This is a genomic window from Serratia sp. JSRIV006, assembly GCF_019968685.1.
Classification (GTDB): domain Bacteria; phylum Pseudomonadota; class Gammaproteobacteria; order Enterobacterales; family Enterobacteriaceae; genus Chania; species Chania fonticola_B.
This window is the reverse complement of record NZ_CP074137.1, coordinates 1,476,262-1,494,955: the sequence shown is the minus strand read 5'-3', so window position 1 is coordinate 1,494,955 and position 18,694 is coordinate 1,476,262. Positions and strand designations below refer to the sequence as shown.

Here is an 18,694-nt window from a genome sequence, read left to right as displayed (position 1 = left end):
CACCTTATGGTTTGGTGAATGCCTGCGCATACTCAACCATGCGGCCAGGCGTTAACTGAATGACGCTCATATCACCAAGTGGGAAGAATCCAGCGGTGATCTTGGCGTTATATTTGACGGTAAAGTCAGCGCGATCTGAACTAACGACGATGTCGTAATCAGTGGCCGCTGTACCACCTGCTGCTACAACTTGGAAATACTCTGTCTTGGTTGGCGTTGCATGCACTCCTACCAATCCGCCACTTGGGAATCGTGAGGCTGCGATGTGCGCCTTAACCACTGGCACCAGGCTTGCCACTGAACCAGCTGTTGCTGTTTGAATTGATGTGATAGCCATTGTCGCCCCTTATGATGTGGTCTGGAAAATGGTTAATGCCTCTTCGGTCAGCTTGATAGCCTTATCCACGCGTGAAACTGGCTGACCTTCAACCTGCGCTTTTGCATAGGCATCTTTAAACAGCTCATACTTGAACTGGTCGCCGCCGATGAAGGTGATAGCCTTCTCCCCAGCTGCGGTGTCGCTCATGACCAAACGGAAGATCTCCAGGTTCATGGCTTGTAATTCTGTCATTTGAATAATTCCCATTATGGGGAGTCTCCTGAAGTACGACCTATCCCTGTCAGTTGGCTCGATTAGTGAATAGTTCTCTTGTTACCAGCCTAATGGATTTAGCGTTTGAACTTGCTGGTTTTGCTGGCTGTTATTTTCAGCCTGCTTTTGGAGGGCTTCTCGAAGTTCGTCCTGTTGTTGTTTGTAATGCTCTTCATAGTTTTTACAGGGGAAAGAAGACATTATTTTTCCTTACTTGGATAGACACACGTTGTGGATGTAGTCCTGCAGACCGGCTATTTGGATTCGGGCGGTTTCGATTCGCTCTCTGAGGGTGAAATAATCCCGTTCAGCGGAGTCAGTAAGTCGGGCGCTGGTTCCATCAACCACGCCGCCGGTGGTGGTAGCTGAGGCCGACTTACAACTGGCGTTGAGTTGCAGCCGCTTAGCACCATTGGCAACATCACGCTGCAGATCAGCAATCTTACTTTTGGCATCTGCTAATTCCCTTGTGCGATGAGTGTCGATAGCGCTGGCACGGATTTGTAGGTCGGATTGAATGCGGAGACTTTGGGATAGCTCTTTGTTGTCCTTCTGCGTAGCCTTCAAATCGTCAGATAGCGATGACGCATACCACCCCAAGCAGATAGCAACAATCAGCACTCCAACCAGGCCGTAGCGAGTGAATAGCGTCATGCTGGCAACTCAACGTGTGGAGCATCAAGGAACCTGGCTGACTTGTCGCGTGGGTTATCTGTCCAGGTGACGCCGAATCGCAGCTTTACGCCAAGCTCTTCGCCAGCCTTGTGCATTGCATCAAGAACAGGTAGCCAGCAACGATAGTCATTCCAGTCGCCGCCAACAGGGAACAAATCGACAGCATGGCCGGTTAGGTGGCGGCTGTTCATCGTCTTGCTTTTCCCGGCGGCTACCAGCTCTTTCTGCCGTTCTGCGGTTCGCAGCCCTTCGATTACAGAGAAATCGACAGTTGAAAGCTCAAGAGCACGGCGTACCACTTTGACCAGGTCAGGATCTACCCCGGCAAGGTTGTTCTCACTGCGCTTGCTGAATCTGAACATGGTTACCTCACAATGCGGCACATCTTCGTTGCAAGAACTTGGCCGCCGATAGCTTCAACGCGATCGACCGACTTGCTGCACAGAACGCGCAAGGCACCGATTTGAGCGCCCCACTCGTCACGCTTCCAACGCTCGACAAGGGCAAGCACTTCGTCATCAGTCTTTGCATTGATGAGACCGTACTGAACCACTGCGGTTGGGTATGCGTAAGCAGCGTCATCCGCTCGCTGATTGATTTGTGCGATCAGCCACCCAGCAATGAGGATTGCCATTAAATACGGAGCGCTGGAGCTGCAAGCGCCGATAATCTTTTGCTTAATCACTGCTATTCTCCATTGCCTGTTTTCTTGCTCAGGAAGCGCAAGGCATATTCACGTAGCTTTTCTACGCCGATAAATCCGATGGCCCCACCAACAAAGACGTCAGAACCTTCCGGCAGGTTTAGCATTGCCGCGCCCTTATAAACGCAGAACGCCAAGAGCCCACAAAGGACGCACTCAATCCACTTGTTCTTGCGATGTACGCCATCGTGAATTAATCGCGCATAACAAATTGCTGCGGCAATCAGTGAGCCGCAAATGGCAGGCCAGATAGCCTTTAGCCCAGCAATAAAGGCAGGCCAGAGGTCAGGGTTATCTTTCATCTTCATGATCCTCACCTCCCATGAGCGGGGTGTGATTGATGTGTGATAGGGAGATAGCCGCCACGCCGTAGTCACTCGGAGACAGTAAGGGTGTTTGCAGTGGTTGACTGTTTTGGCGTGGAGGCTAAATGACAAAAGCCCCAGCGGTTAGGCCAGGGCTTGATAGATGCGGCGTTTCTTGGCTGGATTCGAAGTGACGCTCCCCACTTCCTCATAACGGCTTGCCAGCATGCCTTCAGATACAAAAAAGGCCCGCGTTAGCGAGGCCCTTTTTAAATCCACCGTAACACTCAGACGGATTTCTACTGTTAGAGAATGATATTCTAGCTTTCTGCATTTTGCAAGCAGCAATCGTTACCGGATATCAACTTTACGTAAAATTGCCGGTAACTTTCCCAAGTTGGCGATTGGCTTCCTCCTCCGATGCGAGCAACTCTGTGATCAGCTTCTCGTAAAATGGCTTTACCGCCTTATCCCAAACTGTAGAGGTCAGCCCTGGAGCGTAGGCAGAAATAGCCCTGAATGCGTCAGCCGCTGGCACTCTCTCATATCCACGCCCCAGGCACTGCTTGCATGTGCGTTTCACTGGAACGCCCTGCAACTCACTCTCTTCCCTGTGAACGGCTTCACCTCTCCCCTTGCACTTGCAACAAGCCACGGACACCGACCCCTTTCCGTTGCACTCTTTGCAGATCACCTTCTCTTCTTCTATTTTCGCGTCGGTTTCTGCATCCCCCACCTTTCCATGGCCTTTGAGATACACCGTGGCATAGCGCTTGCCTGTTGACCTTTTTTCACTCAGGAACCCTGATCCCTTGCAGCATTCACACTGCTCTGTTCCGGCCGCCGATCGGCAATAGTCCTTGAAAGCAAACTTTGCGAGCGTTTGCACAACCTTCACCTTAGTATTGCTACTGAGCTTGCGTAAGGCTGCAACCTTGTCGCAATGCTTCATTCCGTACTGAGTTAATAGCTGTACTGCGCGCCTTTTCTCGTTGTCACTGATTTCCATTTTGCCGAGGAATGCTGAATAACCGAGAGGGGCGCGACTCTGACACATCCCCATTGCTGCCATTACATCCGTGCCGGTCAAAGTATCGGATGATGTGGCGCGTGGGGAGTCGTTTATCTGGGTCGATTTGGCGAAGTGATATTTAACAACGCTGTCTAAGTTCATATCCTCACCTCAGTGTTAACCGGCCTTTTCCACCGTCTGTTTTTTACGATGCTCTCCACCAGGGAGGCAGACACGTCGAACTTTCTGGCTACAGATGCCCTGGAAATCCCTTCGGTGTTTACCAGCTCAAGAATTAGCGGCACGTCATCGGGTTCGATTACCGTCCAGTCGTGTCGCTTCTTCTCTCCGCGTGAGTCAGCCTCTGTTGTCCACATTGGCCGGAATATCCGGTGGGCCTTGTCTACGGATATGGCCCCGTTCTTGCGCTGGCGTAATCCGTAGTGCCTGCCTTCGTGACTGGCCCTCATGGCGCGAGCGTGTGCTTTTGCTTCGTTGATATCGGCGAACATCAGGCCACCCCCGACTTACAATCTCGATAGACGTCCCACATTCGGCGAACTATTTCGCTCACGTAGCAACCTTCAATGTCCTTGTCTAAGCGGTATTGAAAGCCAAGATGAGAGAATTTAAGGCGAACCATTGCTTCAAATGATTGGCTCATGCAGCCTCCAGTTGTTTCTTGAGTGCTCGTGTTTTCGCTCGGTAATGCGCCGCCAAGTCCTGCAATTCCTCCCTCGTCCACTTCTTGGGCTCGTGAAATCCTATAAGACGATCGAAAGCTTCCTGGCCGATTTTTGCTATCAGCCGCGGCTTGTACTCGCCGATATTCCCGGACAGGTGAGAGTTGCAATGTTCACACTGCAAGTGACAGTTGGTTTCGTCGTACCGTGTTTCTTTGCTGGCCCCCACCGTCCTGTAGTGACCGGCATTCATCTTTGCCCCGGTGTTTCTCCCGCAGCTAATGCATGAATGACCACTGTCACGAACTCGAATGAACTCATTAAAGGCGATTTGGGCTTTTGAGTGGAAGTAACTAAGAGGCTTTACTGCTAACTTGCGGATTTTGAGGCTGCGCCTTTCGGCTTGGGTTTGTTCTTTTCGTTGCGTTTCTGCCTTCTGTATGTCCCTCTGACGCTGTTTATCTCTCTCCTGAATACCGAACACTGCTCCGTGTTCTGGACTGCACCACCACTCGTTGAAGCTGCGAGGATGGAACCATTCACGGCATATTTTACAGCGCCTTCGTGGTTGCTTTGCCATGGCCTTCCTCATTACGGATTTTTTCGATAGCGTTACGCAGTTGCGTTACTTCTTCCTGCGTCCAACTGCCAGATAGTTCTTTGGCTACCTGGCCCAGTCTTTGCACTTCATCTCGACTCATGACCATCAGTTGCTTGCCGCTAGCTAGCCAGATATCGACCTGGGTTATCTCTTCGCCATAGACTTTTTTCGCAAGACCAATCGATAACGTCATCAAAACTTCAAATAGCCACTTACGCATCCTCTTCCTCCTGGTTGCCCATGGTTTCGTCTGCTCGCCGGTCTATCTCTGCATTACACTTGCCACAGATGTAAGTCTCATCGGGTGGTAGCTCTTTGGGACAGTTGCAGCATTTCATCTTGTCCTCCGTACGCGGTTAAACCGGCTCTGTAGTAGCGGCCAAACGGCATCGTATGTTGGAATGTCTGCGGGTGATTGCTTAGGCTTGCGGGGTGTCTTGCTGGTCGTCTTGAATATCAATCTCTCTTCTAGTCTGTCCCATGCTGATTTTCTTCGTCTGCTCATGCGGCCCTCACTTTGTCGCCGAACCGCTTAGAAAGCTCATCGGCCAGTTTGGTTTCTTCAGTCCACTCGACACCTCGCTCAGCTCCGAATGCATAGGCGCATTCGATAACGTCACACATCTCGCGGATGGTCATTTTGCTTGTTGATTTCCCCAGCACGACAAAGCCGCCGTTGATGCCTGGCACAGTCTTTTGTCCCTGTAAAGCAGCGGTGATAACGTGCTTCCATTCTTCCGGCGTCAGCCAGTTGGCATACCACTCGACCTGTTTTGAGATGTCAGTCAGCATCGCCCACATCTTGTCGTTCTGGGCGATGGTGCGTGTCATTTCAGTGATGGTGATAACGAGAGGTCGGTGTAGGTCGGTTGGTAGGTCGCGGATTATCTGGAGTACGTTTTGCTTTTGGGTGTCAGTGCGGAGGAAGAATTTAGGCTTTTTCGCCATCCTGTTTCTCCGTGGTGGGCGCCGTTGGCGAGGCGGCCAGCATCGCTTTGAAGATTCCTGTAACACATTCAGCGCTTTCTCGGCAGCTATACGGCCAGCCTTTTTTATCTAGCACCGCGTCACCTAGCGCATCCCAAGCTTCAGACTCAAAGCCATCTATGACCATGCTCTCAGTCGGTTCAACGGGCACCAGCTTCCAACCATCCGGAATTACCGGAGAGTTCAAAACAGGTGCGGCGTAGACCAGTAGTTCGCCGGTATCAATCGGCCACTCGCCGTCTTTGACATAATCCGTCGTGCCATCCACTTGACCTTCGTAGATGTGAAATGAACCAACCGGCTCGGCTGTCTTTGCTGCTAGAGCTATCCTTACCAGTTCCATCTGCTCGTCGCGCGTGAATCCGTTATCCAGCGGCTTGTCGATGAAAGCCTGCAACCGCTCTACTGTGAAATCGCCTAGTTCTTTCATGATGCAAATTCCCGCTTTAATTTTTCAAGCTTATGCAGCGTAACAAATCCATCACAACCGCAGTTCGGACAGGCTGTTGAGTATTCACCGCCTGAGTAATCGGCCTCTTTCTTCCGGTCACTCAGAAGATGCTGACAGTGACAATCGGGGCATCCGACTAGTTTATCTCTCATGGCTTCTCTGGCTCCTGTCTGAATAGCTCGATAAGAGCTGTCATGTTCTGTTCTGAGTGATAGCGGCCTTTGCAGTTGACGAACTTTCTGGCTGCTTCGATAACCTCTAGTCGCCAGTCCTGCACCTTTTTTAACTGGCGCATTCTCGCCACAACATCACATCCCTCGGCGTTATTTTCACGGTTCCAAATGTCAATGCTGGCACGGTCCTTTGCATCCTGAACAAGCTCATCCATTGTTTTTTCTCTCATACCCTTTCCCCTTTGATTCTGATGCCGATAGCCTCAATGGCTGAAATCACGTCATCGCGGCCTTCTTCATAATATTTATTCGTTACATGTGTCACTTCATGCGGAAGCTCAACAACGAGGCTCTCCGCTCGACCTTTCCAGCCTTCCCACATCGCGGCGGCCATAATGAACCAGGCATTGCCGCAACCGTCCTTCTTGTTATCGAAGAACCAATCAACAAACTCCATCGTCATGCCGTTTTGCTGTGCGAAATTTTCTCGACTCTCTGTTTGCTTATCCATCAATCTTAACCCCTTCAATTTTACCGGCGCGGATGGCGTCGTAGATGGCGGTGTAAAGGGAATCGCTACCCTTCCAGTCACCTGAAAATCTAGCGTCATTAAATGCCTTAAGAAATGCGTTAGAAATCCGTTCCCGCCTTTCCGCTTCGATTTGCTCAGGGGTGCGGATGGGGCGGAATTTTTGTGGCTTATCGGCCACGCAATAGACCCTCTCAACGCTATATCTCTCATCCTGAAGGACTGCATATTTATCACCAATGAATTTAACCCGAACCTCACTCCATGATTCGCAGTCGTAAAACTCACAAACCGTCCCCACTGGAGGCAGCCCTTCACCGTTCCAGTGCTGTATATCTTGCTTATCCATGGTTAAAATCCGCCTTTTTTCTTGGTAGGTTGAGCCTCACGCGCTTCCGCATTGCGCTTCGCTGTTGCCTGGTCGCAATCGTAGATAGCCCCGTTTCGTTGCTCGGTGTACGCCACGCCAGCCGGGCCATGACGATTGAGCCTAAGTAGCAGCTCGGTTAAGCGCTGATCGGCATGTTCGTCGTAAGCCCCTTCCCGATAGATGCCAAGCCAGTAATCACAGTCCTGTTCAATCTGACCTGTGTCACGGCTGTCGCTTGGTAGTGGCCGCTTGTCTGAGCGCTGTTCCAATTGCCGGTTGAGCTGGGTCAGCAGCACAACAACGCAGTCGAGTTCCTTCGCAAGGTTCTTCAGTCCCTTGGTGATCTCCCCGTATGCCAAGTCGTTACGGTCAGCTTTCTCGGCCTTCATCAGCGTCAGATAGTCGACCAGCACCATGCCAACCACGCCGCGCTCACGCTTGATACGGCGGCACTCTGCAACGATTTGCGATAACGAGATCCCCGGCGTGTCATCGATGTAAAGATTGCCGTTCTGGATCAGCTCTCCAGCCTTGGCTGAGGCCAAGCCAAACTTCATCTGGTCGAACCCGCTGGCGTAGAAGTGACTGCTGGCCACACCGGATAGCTGGGTGATCATCCGTTCAACGAGCTGGATATCTGGCATTTCAAGACTGAACGCCAACGCCGGGAGGTTTTCATTCAGTGCACAGTTGATCGCCATGTTCAGATAGAGCGTGGTCTTACCCATCTTAGGCCGTGCACCAACGACGAACAGTGAGCCTTTCACAATGCGCTTTGGCTCCAGCATGGCATCAAGCGAAGGTATCCCGCTGGTCAGCCCGATGGCGCTCTGGTCGCCGGTAAAGCGCTTCTCAACCAACTCTGCCCAGTCATCAAAAACATCACTGAAGGTACGCAACCCACGCCGGTTGCCAACTTTCGAATAGTCGGTGATCTGCGTGAAGAGGTTTTGCACTGATTCGAATTTGTCTTTTGCTGATAGGCCATCGTTGGCGTACATCAGGGAAACCATCTGGTTCAGTTTCTCGATGCCGTAGCGCTTCATGGCCCGGTCACGGACGATCTGCGAATACTCCACGATGTTTGCCATGCTCGGCGTGTTTTTCGATAGCTCAGCTAGGTAGGCGAAGCCGCCCACAGTTTCCGAAACCCCTTTGCGCTCCAGACTGTCGAACACGGTCAGCAGATCCAGCGGCTTCTGTTGCTGGTTCAATGTTCGCAATTCTTCGTAGATAACCCGGTTGGCGCGAGTGAAAAAGGCATCAGGCTTCAGCGAGGCAAGCACTTTCTGGCATCGGTCGCTTTCGCCGCCATCCAGCATCAGGCCTCCGATCACGCTTTGCTCTGCTTCCAGGCTGTGCGGAGGTGTTAAGTAATCAGACGTCATCACTGTTGCCCTCCCGAACCTTGAGATAAACCTCGTCGCTCAGCAAGTATTCGAGGTTCTTGCAGCGCCACGTCTTGCCGGTCTTGGAATCAGGCCGAGTACCTAGCATCCACCGGCAGTTGAGCGAGATGTATGTCAGGTAGGCTTCCCATGCCGCCATGCTGAAAGGCGCGTTATCCAGTTGGCGGGTGATCTTCCCTGCTTTTACCCAGAAGGTTTTAATCAGGTTCTTCCGCTTGTCACTCAGCGCCCGGATGCTAGGGCATTCAGGCAGTATCCGGTGGTAGGCGTCGATCACGTCTTGGCATGTGTGGGATGGTTTTTTCTGTTCTGAATTTTCTACTGCTGAGACACTCTCTTTATCTTTAGATAAAGAGTTATTAGTTATATTGTTGTTTATGGACAACTGTTGGACATTCGTTGGACAAACACCGCTGAGAGGCTCGTTATTACTGATGTTTGCGTTGGACAACTGTTGGACATTCGTTGGACAATTTTGAGCCTGAAAATCGTCATATTTTAGGATGGTAATCAGGCTGAATTTGCGACCCATGGCCTCGACTTTCAGCATGCCTTTTGACTCGAAACTGCGAAGCAAACTCTTCACTTTGTTGTCAGGGATAAACGTTTCAGATACCAGCGTTGGCCGCCCGGTGATCATCTGCCCTCTCCCCACCATCATCTCGCCAATGTCAGTCTTAACCACTGCCGGGGAATAATTGGCTTTCAGTATCAGGTGAAGCCAAAGGTGTACTGCCTGTGAGTCCTTATACAGTCTGCTATCCATGAATTGACGGTGTATCAAGGCAAACCCCTTACCGGTCGCCTCCGGTGTCTCTACAGGGCGTTCCTGCGGCCTGTAATCGGATAACTTTCTAACGACGTTCATCTTTCTTCACCCCTGCTTTCGCCAGTCTGAAAACGCCAACAAACCGCTCAGCGAACGGCTTGTTATTGGCAGCCAAATAAACCAGCTCGTCGGGGCAATCTGGGTGACGCCGCTCCTCTTCCTGCTTGAAATTTCTGCGTTTTCGTGCCATTATTTACCTCGCAAGTTTCTCTAAAATTCCATCGTGATTTGCTCTGAACCTCGGACTGCCATCCGGGGTTTTTCTTTTGGCGTCAGCAACACCGCCACTTGCTTAGCCAGCCTCGCAAGGTCATCGTCAACGACGCCCCACTCCAGCACCGCTAGCAGCATTGCCATTCTTGGTACGAGTGAATCCTTCCACCTGGTTACCTGTGACGGAGCTACCCCCACCGCATCAGCGATAGAGCTAACCCCTTTCACAGCAATCTTGTTCAATAGCGCACTCTCAATCTTCAGAGCGGCTTTGCGTGTCTTTGCACATTCCATAAGTGATAATTTCCCTGTTGGTTAAGTACGTGATCAGCCCTGTGGGGTGACCACTGTTGTTGGTAAGGGACGAAACATCCCTCGGGCAAATTGTGTAAAGAGCAGTGGTGCTATGCGGCGTGTTCTGGGTGAGGGAAAAGCTTTGGCAAATCCGGGCGGATTTCGTAGGCTTTTACTTTCCCATCAGTTGCATCCACGATGGCTGATACGTTTTCAGGAGAAACTCGCTTCTTGTTATGCAGCCAGCACCAGACGTTTGGCTGACTTACTCCAACTGCGTTTGCCAGTTTCTTTTGGCTACCAACCACCAGGATGGCCTTTTGTATAACTTTATTGACCATAATTAATTCCCTTCGGTTTAATCTAAAGGAATAATACCCGTGGGTTTAATAAATAGCAATACCCCAGGATATTTGACTGTCGATACCTCTGGTTATATGTTCGGCGGTATGAATACTTCAACTCTTGCCGAAAGGCTAAAAATAGCGATGGAAGCTGGTGATATCTCTCAGACATCACTTGCAGAGAAGGCTGGGATTGCTCAACCGACTATCTGGAAGATCGTTACTGGTAAGACGCAGAGTTCAGCCAAAATCGTTGAGATTTCTACGGTGTTAGGCGTTCGCCCAGAGTGGCTAGCCAAAGGCATTGGCCCAATGCGTGACGGTGACAGTGATAACGGCAATGCAATCACCATTTATGACAAAGAAGCCATCCCTGGCTTGTTCATTGTGAACTTATGGGATGATAACGGCGAAACGAAGGATGTTGTTGCTGTACCAGACACTATAAAGTCACCTAATTGTCGAGCATACAAGCTTAGGTATGACAGTGGTTACCCTGAAGCTCCAGATGGTGCGATCATTGTAGTAGATACCCTAGAAACGCCTGGGCACAACGATTTCGTATATGCCAAGGTGAAGGATCAGGCGTCCGTCTACAAGTTTACAACTGGCGGAGAAAACGGCTTCCTGATTTCAAGTGAACCTCGCGTCCCCCTAATACCCGTAGGAGATGACGCAAAGATTATCGGCGTCGTCGTGTATCTATCACGCTCATTCAAGCGATAAAATCCATAAATCCTACACCTCATTAGAGGTGTGGGCCCGCTCTCTTCATATCTGCCGACCCCGGCGCGAACAAAAGCTGTACGCATAAAAAACCTCTCACCATCTTGATACTTATGGTTAATTTCAAATTAACTGTTTTTATATACAGTATAATACTGACTTCCATCAGACCAAAGATCAAGACTCACACCAGAATATTTTTAGCAAACCGCTAAACGCCACATTAAAAAAACTTTTTTCTCATTGTTATCATTGAATTATACCCAAGAGTATTAATTTTATATCTCTGGGTATTGCCATGCATTATAACCTTGGGTATAGTCATTCCATCAACACGAAACACCGACACGAAGCCAGCAGTTAGCCAGTGTCACGCTCTTTAAAAATTAAGCATGGGGATGATTCGTCCCCACCAGAGAGAAGTTGGCTTTGGGGTGTGGTGAGCGAAAGCCCTGCCAGAGAGTAGACGGAGAATGATGCCCGCTTATGGCGTAGGTAATCGACCAGTAGGGTATGGCAGAGAGGCATAGACGTAAGGCATATGCTCACACGGAATCGCATTGCGAATGCCGTGCAAGACAGAACCGAGAAGCTCATAAGTCCTACCACCACACCACCAAAGCCAATTAACGGAGTCGATTATGAAAGCGAGAGAAGCAAAGAAACTTCGCAGGGCAAAAGCACACCGCGCAGAGTTAACCAAGGATATTCGGCTGACCAAGAGCGTAGCAGCGGCCCTGCTCGGTTCGCAGCGAGTAGCCAAGGCGCTAACCCTGATAGATGGCCCAGCGTCACCACGGCAGCCACAGGAGGATTGTGGGGCTATGTGCTTACCTCAAGTAGCGATGTTCAACGCAGGGCATCGTAAGACCGGAACGGTAACAGCACGATGAAAGAGATAAACGACTTTGTAGGCTGGGGTGTTGATGGTCAAGGAAAGAAGGTTCTGTTTTGCAGCAACTGCAGAGCAACTTTTTACGAGACACGCAGCGGTTCAAAAATAATTCAGGCTCAGCGGGTGTTTGGCAAGAAGCACAAATGCCCGGTGGCATGACGCAGTTCACATCATTAAGTGAGGGTTACAGCATGGCAACTCAATACGGAAAAAGCAGCAGCGGCATGATTCATCATCGCCTTGGTTCGATGGCGGTGGCTTGCAGTTCAGGTAATCGCGGGGTGAAAAACATTCCAGTGGACGAAAAAATAGTAACGGCGGCTAAGCCCGAATCGTTCTGCAAGAAATGCTTCCCGGGTGGCAAGCCGCAACGGCTTACCCAGTAACTTTCCCGCTGCCTCTATACGTGGGGCTTCGGCAAGATTACTAACATGGTCGCTAAGGCGACCTTTTTTATACACAAAACTCAGGAATAACAACATGAGCGAAGAAAAGGTTGTCACGTATAAGGGATTCAACGCTGATTTAACGTGCCGTGGTTTCCAGTTCGAAATCGGCAAAACCTTCGAGCATGAAGGTGCTGTTGAGGCTTGCTCTTCTGGTTTCCATGCCTGCGAATATCCTCTGGATTGCTTTGGATATTACGAACCAGGTAGTTCTGTTTACGCAGTTTGCGAGCAATCCGGTGACCTATCCCGCCACTCAGATGATAGCAAGGTGGCAAGCCGAAAGTTATCTATCAAAGCGTCACTAAGCATTCCTGGCTTGGTAAAAGCCGCAATCGAATACACCACAGAGCGCTGCGATAAAAAGAAATCGGATCATGTTAAGGGCAACCAGTCTGCGTCATCGGCCACGGGTTACCGGTCTGCGTCATCGGCCACGGGCAACCAGTCTGCGTCATCGGCCACGGGTTACCAGTCTGCGTCATCGGCCACGGGTTACCAGTCTGCGTCATCGGCCACGGGTTACCGGTCTGCGTCATCGGCCACGGGCAACCAGTCTGCGTCATCGGCCACGGGCAACCAGTCTGCGTCATCGGCCACGGGTTACCAGTCTGCGTCATCGGCCACGGGTGACCAGTCTGCGTCATCGGCCACGGGTGACCAGTCTGCGTCATCGGCCACGGGTTACCGGTCTGCGTCATCGGCCACGGGTTACCGGTCTGCGTCATCGGCCACGGGCAACCAGTCTGCGTCATCGGCCACGGGCAACCAGTCTGCGTCATCGGCCACGGGTTACCAGTCTGCGTCATCGGCCACGGGTTACCGGTCTGCGTCATCGGCCACGGGCAACCAGTCTGCGTCATCGGCCACGGGCAACCAGTCTGCGTCATCGGCCACGGGTTACCAGTCTGCGTCATCGGCCACGGGCAACCAGTCTGCGTCATCGGCCACGGGTTACCAGTCTGCGTCATCGGCCACGGGCAACCAGTCTAGCAGCGAGATAACGGCCGCAGATGATGGCCGCCAGCTTCATGCAGTAGCCGCGGCTTTTGGTGAAGGCAGCAAGGCCCGCGCTCCAGAGGGTAGCGCAATTGTGTGTGTATACCGAAATGACGATGGCGAGTTAATCCATATTCGGGCTAGCAAGGTTGGTGAAAACGGCATTAAGCCTAATGTGTGGTATTGGCTTGATGAAAACGGTGAATTTGTGGAGGCCGACTAATCGGCCTTTTTTATTGGAGGTGCAGCATGTCTTATCGCGGGAAGGTATGGGCAGCCATGATAAGCGGCTGCACTGTGTTTTGGATTGGGGTTATATGGGGGATTTGGGGATGAGCAAAGAAACAGGCGGGCCAGCGTTTCCAATCTGGCATGAAACAAGCGTTTGTGCGTCAGGGATGTCTATTCGTGACTACTTCGCAGGGGTAGCCTTGCAGGGAATGATAACGACATCGGGAGCACCAGCGCTAAACGGCTTTGATGGTATTGAAGGTTGCATGGCAAGAGCGGCCTATCGGATGGCAGACGAAATGCTGAAATACCGCGGCGAGTAGCACAGTACAAAGCCCATTTTCTAGTGGGCTTGATACTGGCTCCAGACCAGTGCGACATAGCACCTCTTCGGCCTCCATGTGAGTCCATTTTTTTACTAATAATTCAGGAGATCACGATGAGCGAAGCAACCGGCTTGTCGATTGTGATTGAGCCTGTAAACGCGCTTGCCGTGTTTACCCAGCCTGACCACATCGAACAGATTTTGCAGCAGGTAGAAGAAGAAGTAAGCGCCTTTGTTTTTGATGCAAGCACCAAGAAAGGCCGTGATGCAATGGCGTCACTTGGCCTGAAGGTGGCAAAGACGAAAACTTACCTGGATGGCCTCGGTAAAGATTTGGTTACCGAGCACAAAGAGGTGCCGAAGAAAATTGACGCCAGCCGCAAGGTAGTGCGTGACCGGCTGGATGCACTGAAAGAAAAGGTGTTGCAGCCAAAGCTGGAATGGGAAGCCGAGCAGGAACGCATGAGGGCGGCAGAGGAAGCGCGACGGGAGGAAGAAGCCTATAACACAATGCGTGATGAAGCGGTTCGGATGAATGCCGAGTTTGATGAAGCAGCAGCAGTGGCGCTGGCGGCCCGTATCGAATCAGACCACGAACTGGCGTTACTGATGAATGAGAAGCACGACCGGGACGTGGCGGAAGCGAAAGCTGAAGCTGAGCGGAAACGCATAGCCCACGAAGAAGAGTTAAAGCGCCTCGCAGCAGAACAGGCTAAACGTGACGCCGAGGCAGAAATAGCTGCAGCAGCACAGCGCGAAGCTGATGCAAAAGCGGCGCTGGAGAAAGCCGAACAGGACGCCAAGGACGCGGCAGCGCGGGCAGAGCAACAGCGTATTGAGGCCGAGGCTAAAGCTGAACGCGAAAAGCAGGAAGCAGCGGCGCAGGCAGAACGTGACAAGCAAGCTGCTATCGAAGCTGAGCAACGCCGGGCCAAAGAAGAAGCCGATCGAATCAAGCGTGAAGCTGAGCAGAAAGAAGCCGCTCGACTAGCCGAAGAAAAGCGCATTGCTGATGAAGCTGCAAAGCGAGCCGCAGACGTTGAGCATCGTCGCGCCATAAATAACAAAGCTGTGGCTGATTTAGTCGCCGCTGGCGTACCGGAAGATTGTGCCATTGCATGTATTAAAGCCATCGCAAAAGGCGAAGTGTCAGCCATCCGCATCACCTACTAATAAAAATCCAAAAGGAACAAGCCATGCAATATGCCGTTGCAGGGTGGCCTATTGCTGGCTACCAGGAATCACTACTCGAAAGAATCACTCGCCGGATGCGCGTTATAGGGCGCTGGCTTAAAGACACGCTGAACCAGAGAGGTGAGCCATGAGAATAAAACCCGTCAGTATCGGCACCATCAGCGTGTCACAGGTAAATAAGGCTTTTGCCACACGTTACACCAGGGAGTTTCCAGATACCGAGGATGGTCGTTACAGGGCTTACCGCTGGGCATGGGAAATATATATGGGATGGGCTGACGAACAGGAGCAAGCGGCATGAAAGAGCTTTTGGATAACGATGATCTGTTTGTCTCTCACATGCTCGGCGAAATCAGCGAAGAGATGACAGACGAACTAGCAGCCATAGAGGCTGCCGCAGATTTCAGGTCAGAACGTCAGGCCCAACAAATGGGGATCGGTTATGAGTAAAGCATTCTTTCAACAGTTGGCGAAGATTCAGCGCGAACTCAACGCACCAAAAAACCAGCGCAACACGTTCGGTAACTATAACTACCGCAGCTGCGAAGACATTCTCGAAGGCGTTAAGCCACTGCTTGGCGACCTGTTCCTGTCTATCAGCGATGAGATAGTACAAATCGGCGATCGGTTCTATGTGAAAGCCACGGCAACCATCACAGACGGCGAGCATAGTCATTCCGCCTCCGCAATGGCCCGTGAAGCGCTCACAAAGAAAGGCATGGATGATGCACAGGTTACCGGCGCAACAAGCTCGTATGCCCGGAAATACTGCTTAAACGGCCTGTTCGGTATCGATGACGCCAAGGACGCGGACACAGGCGAGCATCGCAAGCAGGAAGATGCCGCTAAGCCCGAACCGCAGAAGCCAAAGCTTACGCCTCAGCAGGTACTTAATAAATTCACGGCGGCGGCCCCCACTCTTGATATTGCCGGTCTTGAAGAGGCATTCACGTGGACGAAGGCAAAACTGGCGGGAAGCAAGGATCTGCTCAGCAAGGCCACCGAGGTCTACAACATTCAAAAAACTGACTTGGAGTTACCAATTTAATGCACAGCATCACAGTACGACTTAACAAAGCGGCCCGAGAATTCCAAGCCGGTGACAGCATCGGCTTTAACATCCGCGCCGGGGTTCAATACTACGATCGGCAGAAGAAGCAGAAGGAATGGACGAACTACAGCGCCGCTGTGTTTGCTAAGCCCGGCCCGCAAGCTGATTACTATCGCAGTGTGTTAGTTGAAGGCGCTATCGTGGAAATCAGCGGCGAGAGCATTCGCGTTGAAGTGTACGACGGGCAAAACGGGCAGACCATCACGCTTGAGCTGCAGAACGCCCGGATCGGTTTTGCGCACTCAGGCGTCAACCAGGGGAAGCCGCAACAAAACTCCGGGCAGCACTCGAATCAGCAAAACAATCAATCGGGCTGGAGCGATGAGCCTCCTTTCTGAGTAGCTAAGCAACCCCCCTCCCCGCAGGTAACCAATCATGAAAGACGACTACGCGACAATTGTTGCGGGATGCCTCGCGGCCTTTGATGCCTTAAAGCGGGGAGAGACACATCAACGCGCCAACAAGATGATGACGCGAACAGCCGCACGGATTGCGGCGTTTAAACCTGATTGCCCTACTCACTTACTTCCTATTGGCCGCCAGCCGTTCACCTTAGATAACCCGGCCAGCGGCGAACATTCTGACGTTGGCACTTGGTACGACGGCATGACGGGCCGGTTCGGTGTGCAGCGTAACGACTAAGGATAAAACCATGAACGTACTGACTTACGAACAGCTCAAGCAGCGGCTGGATGCTGTTGTTGCTGAGTGTGCAGAACTCCGAGCGCAGTCTGAAGAAGTCTACGCAGCAGGATACAACCACGGCCACCTCAACACCGTTGATGGCATTGCTTATACCCCAGGCACCAAGGACGAGTTTTACTCTTTGGCTTTGCGGGTGATGGCTGAAGTCGAAACACCAAACGTCACCGCAGCACTGGCAGAAGTAGAGGCTAAAGCGATTGAGAAGGGTATCGAGCGCATCACCATCATCATGAACCACCAGGCACCGGCAGTGGCTCAGGTTATCAAGGTACTGGAAGCGTACACCGTCGAGCTGCGGGAGGGCCGGGTATGAAAGAACGCGAGTATTTCGTTATCAGCGTTGGACACACGCAGCGCAGTAGCCCTTACATCACTCTATGGGCCGCTAATAATTCAGGCTACCGTGGGCGCTTAGAAACGGCGGGCCGCTACACAGAAAGCCAGATTAGAAAGAACCTCGGCTATTACAACTGTGGCTGCGATAACGTCGCCGTTCCTTGTGATGCGGCCGAGCCTCTTTCTCGCCCTGTCCAACCCGGTTTCTTTGATGACGACAACGGTCGCTGGCTACGCAACAACGAGGCGACATGGAAAGCATTGCTGGCGAACGTAATCGAAAAGCCGAAGCACCCGGCGCGCCCTGAATACAGAGGCGCACCACGAAAAAAGGAAACTAAGTGATGGCAAATAGCGAACTGAAGACGCGCCCGTTTTGCGGAGGCAAATCAACTCCCCCAGAGAATGTAGCTCTGTATTACAACCCGCAAGTATGGGAAACACGCTGTAAAAAATGCCAGTTAATTATGCGCGGAAAAACAAAAAAGTCGCTGATTGAGGCTTGGAACCGCCGCGCCAGTGACAGCGAGGCCCATCATGAAGAGTAACAGGCAGGCGCGGCGCGTCTTGAACATGCCGCATTGGTTAAGCAATACGCAGTTTCAAGCAAAGTGCAAACGCACCGGGAAATGGGTTGTAACACAAACGAATAGCTGGTCAGTTCCTTGCGGATTTTACCTTTCTCGTCAACGCAGTTTTGAAAAAATGCCATGCACATGGCAAGTAAGCACGAAGGGGGTTATGTGATGAAGAGTAACCGCGCAGCCCGCCGCTTGTTCGGTGCATTCGGGAAAATCAGCAACACACGGCGCATTGAGTTTCGCAAGTGCTCAGATCATTGGTCTGGGTGGGAACCTGCGTGGATAGAGAGATTTGCGTTAACCCGCCGCCAGCGGAGAGCAAGGCGTATAGGTAATTACGCATTGCGTGGGGTGATATTCGGAATGTCGCGCGCATTGAAGTCGGGGCAGCACACACAGGGGGAGAGAGACTAATGGCATTCGTATCGATTAAGTCTATGCGGAAGTTTTCTCGTAATGACACAAAAGGTCCGGCAGTTACTTTCCGCAGAACTGGCAATGGGCATATAACGAGTGCTGTTTTCGAAGGCCCAAAACAACCAACCATCGATGTTCAAATCGATGCGGAAGTGAAGCAAGTACGGTTGAGAACGGGTAATGCTGGTACTCACAAGCTGTGTGGCCGCGTTGGGCATTCGTTCTCTTTTCCACGTAAAGCAGCAGATGAGGTTATCCCAGCAGAAGAAAAGGCAATCCGCGTCCACCTCACGAAGGGTGACGACGGTTGGTGGTATGGCAGCTATGCCGGTGACGCCCAGGAGGAAGCAAAGCTATGAGCGTTGAAGAGCAAATTAAATACCTTGAGCATTTACTCAGACAGGCTCGCCATCAAAACGCACCTGACCCACTGCGTGAATTTAACCGGCAAATGGAAGAGTTAGAGAGGGAGCGAATTCGCGGGCAGCGCAGGCCTGATAACTGGTCTTTGTACTCGGCTGGAACCGTGCAAACAACAAATCTATACAGCTACTGAGG

38 protein-coding genes are annotated in these 18,694 nt (G+C 51.6%); 16 read left to right on the top strand and 22 right to left on the bottom strand.

What is annotated here, in order from left to right:
- Positions 1-4: 4 nt before the first annotated feature.
- From KGP16_RS06875 to KGP16_RS06770, 21 genes are all read right to left on the bottom strand, one after another.
- Positions 5-337: a DUF1737 domain-containing protein gene (locus KGP16_RS06875; RefSeq protein ID WP_223501048.1), complete on the bottom strand. Its 333-nt coding sequence runs from the start codon at positions 335-337 to the stop codon at positions 5-7.
- 9 nt (positions 338-346) lie between these two features.
- Entirely contained in the window at positions 347-571 is a 225-nt protein-coding gene (locus KGP16_RS06870; RefSeq protein WP_245398415.1) for a DUF2560 family protein, read from the bottom strand.
- Between the two features lie 81 nt (positions 572-652).
- Positions 653-793 (bottom strand): hypothetical protein, encoded by a 141-nt coding sequence (locus KGP16_RS06865; RefSeq protein ID WP_161629505.1) that lies wholly within the window; start codon positions 791-793, stop codon positions 653-655.
- Between the two features lie 9 nt (positions 794-802).
- Positions 803-1,246, bottom strand: coding sequence for a lysis protein (locus tag KGP16_RS27570; RefSeq protein ID WP_245398414.1), 444 nt, complete (start codon positions 1,244-1,246; stop codon positions 803-805).
- Entirely contained in the window at positions 1,243-1,629 is a 387-nt protein-coding gene (locus tag KGP16_RS06850; protein WP_223501043.1) for a M15 family metallopeptidase, read from the bottom strand. Before KGP16_RS06850 ends, KGP16_RS27570 begins: the two co-directional genes overlap by 4 nt.
- A 2-nt stretch (positions 1,630-1,631) precedes the next feature.
- Complete coding sequence (locus tag KGP16_RS06845; RefSeq protein ID WP_223501042.1) at positions 1,632-1,952, bottom strand: hypothetical protein; 321 nt, start codon at positions 1,950-1,952, stop codon at positions 1,632-1,634.
- A 2-nt stretch (positions 1,953-1,954) separates the two neighbouring features.
- Positions 1,955-2,278, bottom strand: a complete 324-nt coding sequence (locus KGP16_RS06840; protein ID WP_223501041.1) for a phage holin, lambda family — start codon at positions 2,276-2,278, stop codon at positions 1,955-1,957.
- Positions 2,279-2,642: 364 nt separating this feature from the next.
- On the bottom strand, positions 2,643-3,449 hold the full coding sequence (locus KGP16_RS06835) for an antitermination protein (protein ID WP_223501040.1): 807 nt from the start codon (positions 3,447-3,449) through the stop codon (positions 2,643-2,645).
- Complete coding sequence (locus KGP16_RS06830; protein WP_223501039.1) at positions 3,446-3,799, bottom strand: hypothetical protein; 354 nt, start codon at positions 3,797-3,799, stop codon at positions 3,446-3,448. Before KGP16_RS06830 ends, KGP16_RS06835 begins: the two co-directional genes overlap by 4 nt.
- A gap of 148 nt (positions 3,800-3,947) precedes the next feature.
- Positions 3,948-4,550 (bottom strand): recombination protein NinG, encoded by a 603-nt coding sequence (locus KGP16_RS06825; RefSeq protein ID WP_223501037.1) that lies wholly within the window; start codon positions 4,548-4,550, stop codon positions 3,948-3,950.
- Positions 4,522-4,791, bottom strand: coding sequence for a hypothetical protein (locus tag KGP16_RS06820; protein ID WP_223501036.1), 270 nt, complete (start codon positions 4,789-4,791; stop codon positions 4,522-4,524). Before KGP16_RS06820 ends, KGP16_RS06825 begins: the two co-directional genes overlap by 29 nt.
- 281 nt (positions 4,792-5,072) lie before the next feature.
- Positions 5,073-5,519, bottom strand: a complete 447-nt coding sequence (locus KGP16_RS06815; protein ID WP_223501035.1) for a recombination protein NinB — start codon at positions 5,517-5,519, stop codon at positions 5,073-5,075.
- On the bottom strand, positions 5,503-5,988 hold the full coding sequence (locus tag KGP16_RS06810; RefSeq protein WP_223501034.1) for a hypothetical protein: 486 nt from the start codon (positions 5,986-5,988) through the stop codon (positions 5,503-5,505). The genes KGP16_RS06815 and KGP16_RS06810 overlap by 17 nt, the downstream gene beginning before the upstream one ends.
- 169 nt (positions 5,989-6,157) lie before the next feature.
- Entirely contained in the window at positions 6,158-6,412 is a 255-nt protein-coding gene (locus KGP16_RS06805; protein WP_223501033.1) for a hypothetical protein, read from the bottom strand.
- On the bottom strand, positions 6,409-6,693 hold the full coding sequence (locus tag KGP16_RS06800; RefSeq protein ID WP_223501032.1) for a hypothetical protein: 285 nt from the start codon (positions 6,691-6,693) through the stop codon (positions 6,409-6,411). The genes KGP16_RS06805 and KGP16_RS06800 overlap by 4 nt, the downstream gene beginning before the upstream one ends.
- Positions 6,686-7,060 (bottom strand): hypothetical protein, encoded by a 375-nt coding sequence (locus tag KGP16_RS06795; protein WP_223501031.1) that lies wholly within the window; start codon positions 7,058-7,060, stop codon positions 6,686-6,688. The genes KGP16_RS06800 and KGP16_RS06795 overlap by 8 nt, the downstream gene beginning before the upstream one ends.
- A 2-nt stretch (positions 7,061-7,062) precedes the next feature.
- Positions 7,063-8,469 carry a DnaB-like helicase C-terminal domain-containing protein gene (locus KGP16_RS06790; protein ID WP_223501030.1) on the bottom strand — a complete coding sequence of 469 codons (1,407 nt, stop codon included), beginning with the start codon at positions 8,467-8,469 and terminating at the stop codon, positions 7,063-7,065.
- Positions 8,459-9,358: a DNA replication protein gene (locus KGP16_RS06785; RefSeq protein ID WP_223501028.1), complete on the bottom strand. Its 900-nt coding sequence runs from the start codon at positions 9,356-9,358 to the stop codon at positions 8,459-8,461. The genes KGP16_RS06790 and KGP16_RS06785 overlap by 11 nt, the downstream gene beginning before the upstream one ends.
- On the bottom strand, positions 9,345-9,509 hold the full coding sequence (locus tag KGP16_RS06780; RefSeq protein WP_223501027.1) for a hypothetical protein: 165 nt from the start codon (positions 9,507-9,509) through the stop codon (positions 9,345-9,347). The genes KGP16_RS06785 and KGP16_RS06780 overlap by 14 nt, the downstream gene beginning before the upstream one ends.
- A gap of 20 nt (positions 9,510-9,529) precedes the next feature.
- Positions 9,530-9,826, bottom strand: coding sequence for a CII family transcriptional regulator (locus KGP16_RS06775; protein WP_223501026.1), 297 nt, complete (start codon positions 9,824-9,826; stop codon positions 9,530-9,532).
- Between the two features lie 110 nt (positions 9,827-9,936).
- Positions 9,937-10,167 (bottom strand): helix-turn-helix domain-containing protein, encoded by a 231-nt coding sequence (locus KGP16_RS06770; RefSeq protein WP_223501025.1) that lies wholly within the window; start codon positions 10,165-10,167, stop codon positions 9,937-9,939.
- Between the two features lie 39 nt (positions 10,168-10,206).
- Here KGP16_RS06770 and KGP16_RS06765 point away from each other — a divergent pair, with 39 nt between their 5' ends.
- Together KGP16_RS06765 and KGP16_RS06760 are read left to right on the top strand one after the other, a co-directional pair.
- Complete coding sequence (locus KGP16_RS06765) at positions 10,207-10,896, top strand: helix-turn-helix domain-containing protein (RefSeq protein WP_223501024.1); 690 nt, start codon at positions 10,207-10,209, stop codon at positions 10,894-10,896.
- 951 nt (positions 10,897-11,847) lie between these two features.
- The gene (locus KGP16_RS06760; RefSeq protein WP_223501023.1) at positions 11,848-12,177 is read left to right on the top strand and encodes a hypothetical protein; all 330 of its coding nucleotides are present in this window, start codon (positions 11,848-11,850) and stop codon (positions 12,175-12,177) included.
- Positions 12,178-12,617: 440 nt separating this feature from the next.
- Here KGP16_RS06760 and KGP16_RS06755 read toward each other — a convergent pair whose 3' ends face one another.
- Positions 12,618-13,208 (bottom strand): hypothetical protein, encoded by a 591-nt coding sequence (locus tag KGP16_RS06755; RefSeq protein ID WP_223501022.1) that lies wholly within the window; start codon positions 13,206-13,208, stop codon positions 12,618-12,620.
- 180 nt (positions 13,209-13,388) lie between these two features.
- On the opposite strand from KGP16_RS06755, the gene KGP16_RS06750 reads away from it, so the two are divergent.
- The 14 genes from KGP16_RS06750 (at position 13,389) to KGP16_RS06685 (ending at position 18,692) form a co-directional block, all read left to right on the top strand.
- Positions 13,389-13,790 carry a hypothetical protein gene (locus tag KGP16_RS06750; RefSeq protein WP_223501021.1) on the top strand — a complete coding sequence of 134 codons (402 nt, stop codon included), beginning with the start codon at positions 13,389-13,391 and terminating at the stop codon, positions 13,788-13,790.
- Positions 13,791-13,906: 116 nt separating this feature from the next.
- The gene (locus tag KGP16_RS06745) at positions 13,907-14,965 is read left to right on the top strand and encodes a cell envelope biogenesis protein TolA (protein ID WP_223501020.1); all 1,059 of its coding nucleotides are present in this window, start codon (positions 13,907-13,909) and stop codon (positions 14,963-14,965) included.
- 23 nt (positions 14,966-14,988) lie between these two features.
- Entirely contained in the window at positions 14,989-15,117 is a 129-nt protein-coding gene (locus KGP16_RS06740; RefSeq protein ID WP_223501019.1) for a protease FtsH-inhibitory lysogeny factor CIII, read from the top strand.
- The gene (locus tag KGP16_RS06735; RefSeq protein ID WP_223501018.1) at positions 15,114-15,287 is read left to right on the top strand and encodes a DUF5444 family protein; all 174 of its coding nucleotides are present in this window, start codon (positions 15,114-15,116) and stop codon (positions 15,285-15,287) included. The genes KGP16_RS06740 and KGP16_RS06735 overlap by 4 nt, the downstream gene beginning before the upstream one ends.
- Complete coding sequence (locus tag KGP16_RS06730) at positions 15,284-15,436, top strand: hypothetical protein (RefSeq protein WP_223501017.1); 153 nt, start codon at positions 15,284-15,286, stop codon at positions 15,434-15,436. The genes KGP16_RS06735 and KGP16_RS06730 overlap by 4 nt, the downstream gene beginning before the upstream one ends.
- Positions 15,429-16,034, top strand: a complete 606-nt coding sequence (locus tag KGP16_RS06725; RefSeq protein WP_223501016.1) for an ERF family protein — start codon at positions 15,429-15,431, stop codon at positions 16,032-16,034. Before KGP16_RS06730 ends, KGP16_RS06725 begins: the two co-directional genes overlap by 8 nt.
- Positions 16,034-16,435 (top strand): hypothetical protein, encoded by a 402-nt coding sequence (locus KGP16_RS06720; RefSeq protein WP_223501015.1) that lies wholly within the window; start codon positions 16,034-16,036, stop codon positions 16,433-16,435. Before KGP16_RS06725 ends, KGP16_RS06720 begins: the two co-directional genes overlap by 1 nt.
- A gap of 37 nt (positions 16,436-16,472) precedes the next feature.
- Complete coding sequence (locus KGP16_RS06715; RefSeq protein ID WP_223501014.1) at positions 16,473-16,739, top strand: hypothetical protein; 267 nt, start codon at positions 16,473-16,475, stop codon at positions 16,737-16,739.
- A gap of 10 nt (positions 16,740-16,749) precedes the next feature.
- Entirely contained in the window at positions 16,750-17,115 is a 366-nt protein-coding gene (locus KGP16_RS06710; protein WP_223501013.1) for a hypothetical protein, read from the top strand.
- Positions 17,112-17,483: a hypothetical protein gene (locus tag KGP16_RS06705; RefSeq protein WP_223501011.1), complete on the top strand. Its 372-nt coding sequence runs from the start codon at positions 17,112-17,114 to the stop codon at positions 17,481-17,483. Before KGP16_RS06710 ends, KGP16_RS06705 begins: the two co-directional genes overlap by 4 nt.
- On the top strand, positions 17,483-17,686 hold the full coding sequence (locus KGP16_RS06700; protein ID WP_223501010.1) for a Lar family restriction alleviation protein: 204 nt from the start codon (positions 17,483-17,485) through the stop codon (positions 17,684-17,686). Before KGP16_RS06705 ends, KGP16_RS06700 begins: the two co-directional genes overlap by 1 nt.
- Complete coding sequence (gene sra / locus KGP16_RS27665; RefSeq protein WP_223501009.1) at positions 17,676-17,885, top strand: stationary-phase-induced ribosome-associated protein; 210 nt, start codon at positions 17,676-17,678, stop codon at positions 17,883-17,885. The genes KGP16_RS06700 and sra overlap by 11 nt, the downstream gene beginning before the upstream one ends.
- 247 nt (positions 17,886-18,132) lie before the next feature.
- A complete protein-coding gene (locus KGP16_RS06690) occupies positions 18,133-18,495 on the top strand; it encodes a hypothetical protein (protein WP_223501008.1) in 363 nt (120 codons plus the stop codon).
- Positions 18,492-18,692 (top strand): hypothetical protein, encoded by a 201-nt coding sequence (locus KGP16_RS06685; protein ID WP_223501007.1) that lies wholly within the window; start codon positions 18,492-18,494, stop codon positions 18,690-18,692. The genes KGP16_RS06690 and KGP16_RS06685 overlap by 4 nt, the downstream gene beginning before the upstream one ends.
- Positions 18,693-18,694 lie beyond the last annotated feature (2 nt).

What these genes read in the sequence shown, in the direction of transcription:
- KGP16_RS06780 (WP_223501027.1), bottom strand. Translation starts at nt 9,509, where the DNA reads ATGGCACGAAAACGCAGAAATTTCAAGCAGGAAGAGGAGCGGCGTCAC.
- KGP16_RS06815 (WP_223501035.1), bottom strand. Translation starts at nt 5,519, where the DNA reads ATGGCGAAAAAGCCTAAATTCTTCCTCCGCACTGACACCCAAAAGCAA.
- KGP16_RS06710 (WP_223501013.1), top strand. Translation starts at nt 16,750, where the DNA reads ATGAACGTACTGACTTACGAACAGCTCAAGCAGCGGCTGGATGCTGTT.
- KGP16_RS06735 (WP_223501018.1), top strand. Translation starts at nt 15,114, where the DNA reads ATGAGAATAAAACCCGTCAGTATCGGCACCATCAGCGTGTCACAGGTA.
- KGP16_RS06810 (WP_223501034.1), bottom strand. Translation starts at nt 5,988, where the DNA reads ATGAAAGAACTAGGCGATTTCACAGTAGAGCGGTTGCAGGCTTTCATC.
- KGP16_RS06720 (WP_223501015.1), top strand. Translation starts at nt 16,034, where the DNA reads ATGCACAGCATCACAGTACGACTTAACAAAGCGGCCCGAGAATTCCAA.
- KGP16_RS06870 (WP_245398415.1), bottom strand. Translation starts at nt 571, where the DNA reads ATGACAGAATTACAAGCCATGAACCTGGAGATCTTCCGTTTGGTCATG.
- KGP16_RS06790 (WP_223501030.1), bottom strand. Translation starts at nt 8,469, where the DNA reads ATGACGTCTGATTACTTAACACCTCCGCACAGCCTGGAAGCAGAGCAA.
- KGP16_RS06830 (WP_223501039.1), bottom strand. Translation starts at nt 3,799, where the DNA reads ATGTTCGCCGATATCAACGAAGCAAAAGCACACGCTCGCGCCATGAGG.
- KGP16_RS06730 (WP_223501017.1), top strand. Translation starts at nt 15,284, where the DNA reads ATGAAAGAGCTTTTGGATAACGATGATCTGTTTGTCTCTCACATGCTC.
- KGP16_RS06875 (WP_223501048.1), bottom strand. Translation starts at nt 337, where the DNA reads ATGGCTATCACATCAATTCAAACAGCAACAGCTGGTTCAGTGGCAAGC.
- KGP16_RS06805 (WP_223501033.1), bottom strand. Translation starts at nt 6,412, where the DNA reads ATGAGAGAAAAAACAATGGATGAGCTTGTTCAGGATGCAAAGGACCGT.
- KGP16_RS06820 (WP_223501036.1), bottom strand. Translation starts at nt 4,791, where the DNA reads ATGCGTAAGTGGCTATTTGAAGTTTTGATGACGTTATCGATTGGTCTT.
- KGP16_RS06840 (WP_223501041.1), bottom strand. Translation starts at nt 2,278, where the DNA reads ATGAAGATGAAAGATAACCCTGACCTCTGGCCTGCCTTTATTGCTGGG.
- KGP16_RS06825 (WP_223501037.1), bottom strand. Translation starts at nt 4,550, where the DNA reads ATGGCAAAGCAACCACGAAGGCGCTGTAAAATATGCCGTGAATGGTTC.
- KGP16_RS27570 (WP_245398414.1), bottom strand. Translation starts at nt 1,246, where the DNA reads ATGACGCTATTCACTCGCTACGGCCTGGTTGGAGTGCTGATTGTTGCT.
- KGP16_RS06740 (WP_223501019.1), top strand. Translation starts at nt 14,989, where the DNA reads ATGCAATATGCCGTTGCAGGGTGGCCTATTGCTGGCTACCAGGAATCA.
- KGP16_RS06705 (WP_223501011.1), top strand. Translation starts at nt 17,112, where the DNA reads ATGAAAGAACGCGAGTATTTCGTTATCAGCGTTGGACACACGCAGCGC.
- KGP16_RS06770 (WP_223501025.1), bottom strand. Translation starts at nt 10,167, where the DNA reads ATGGTCAATAAAGTTATACAAAAGGCCATCCTGGTGGTTGGTAGCCAA.
- KGP16_RS06835 (WP_223501040.1), bottom strand. Translation starts at nt 3,449, where the DNA reads ATGAACTTAGACAGCGTTGTTAAATATCACTTCGCCAAATCGACCCAG.
- KGP16_RS06865 (WP_161629505.1), bottom strand. Translation starts at nt 793, where the DNA reads ATGTCTTCTTTCCCCTGTAAAAACTATGAAGAGCATTACAAACAACAA.
- sra (WP_223501009.1), top strand. Translation starts at nt 17,676, where the DNA reads ATGAAGAGTAACAGGCAGGCGCGGCGCGTCTTGAACATGCCGCATTGG.
- KGP16_RS06850 (WP_223501043.1), bottom strand. Translation starts at nt 1,629, where the DNA reads ATGTTCAGATTCAGCAAGCGCAGTGAGAACAACCTTGCCGGGGTAGAT.
- KGP16_RS06800 (WP_223501032.1), bottom strand. Translation starts at nt 6,693, where the DNA reads ATGGATAAGCAAACAGAGAGTCGAGAAAATTTCGCACAGCAAAACGGC.
- KGP16_RS06795 (WP_223501031.1), bottom strand. Translation starts at nt 7,060, where the DNA reads ATGGATAAGCAAGATATACAGCACTGGAACGGTGAAGGGCTGCCTCCA.
- KGP16_RS06745 (WP_223501020.1), top strand. Translation starts at nt 13,907, where the DNA reads ATGAGCGAAGCAACCGGCTTGTCGATTGTGATTGAGCCTGTAAACGCG.
- KGP16_RS06755 (WP_223501022.1), bottom strand. Translation starts at nt 13,208, where the DNA reads ATGACGCAGACTGGTAACCCGTGGCCGATGACGCAGACTGGTTGCCCG.
- KGP16_RS06785 (WP_223501028.1), bottom strand. Translation starts at nt 9,358, where the DNA reads ATGAACGTCGTTAGAAAGTTATCCGATTACAGGCCGCAGGAACGCCCT.
- KGP16_RS06700 (WP_223501010.1), top strand. Translation starts at nt 17,483, where the DNA reads ATGGCAAATAGCGAACTGAAGACGCGCCCGTTTTGCGGAGGCAAATCA.
- KGP16_RS06715 (WP_223501014.1), top strand. Translation starts at nt 16,473, where the DNA reads ATGAAAGACGACTACGCGACAATTGTTGCGGGATGCCTCGCGGCCTTT.
- KGP16_RS06685 (WP_223501007.1), top strand. Translation starts at nt 18,492, where the DNA reads ATGAGCGTTGAAGAGCAAATTAAATACCTTGAGCATTTACTCAGACAG.
- KGP16_RS06690 (WP_223501008.1), top strand. Translation starts at nt 18,133, where the DNA reads ATGGCATTCGTATCGATTAAGTCTATGCGGAAGTTTTCTCGTAATGAC.
- KGP16_RS06775 (WP_223501026.1), bottom strand. Translation starts at nt 9,826, where the DNA reads ATGGAATGTGCAAAGACACGCAAAGCCGCTCTGAAGATTGAGAGTGCG.
- KGP16_RS06725 (WP_223501016.1), top strand. Translation starts at nt 15,429, where the DNA reads ATGAGTAAAGCATTCTTTCAACAGTTGGCGAAGATTCAGCGCGAACTC.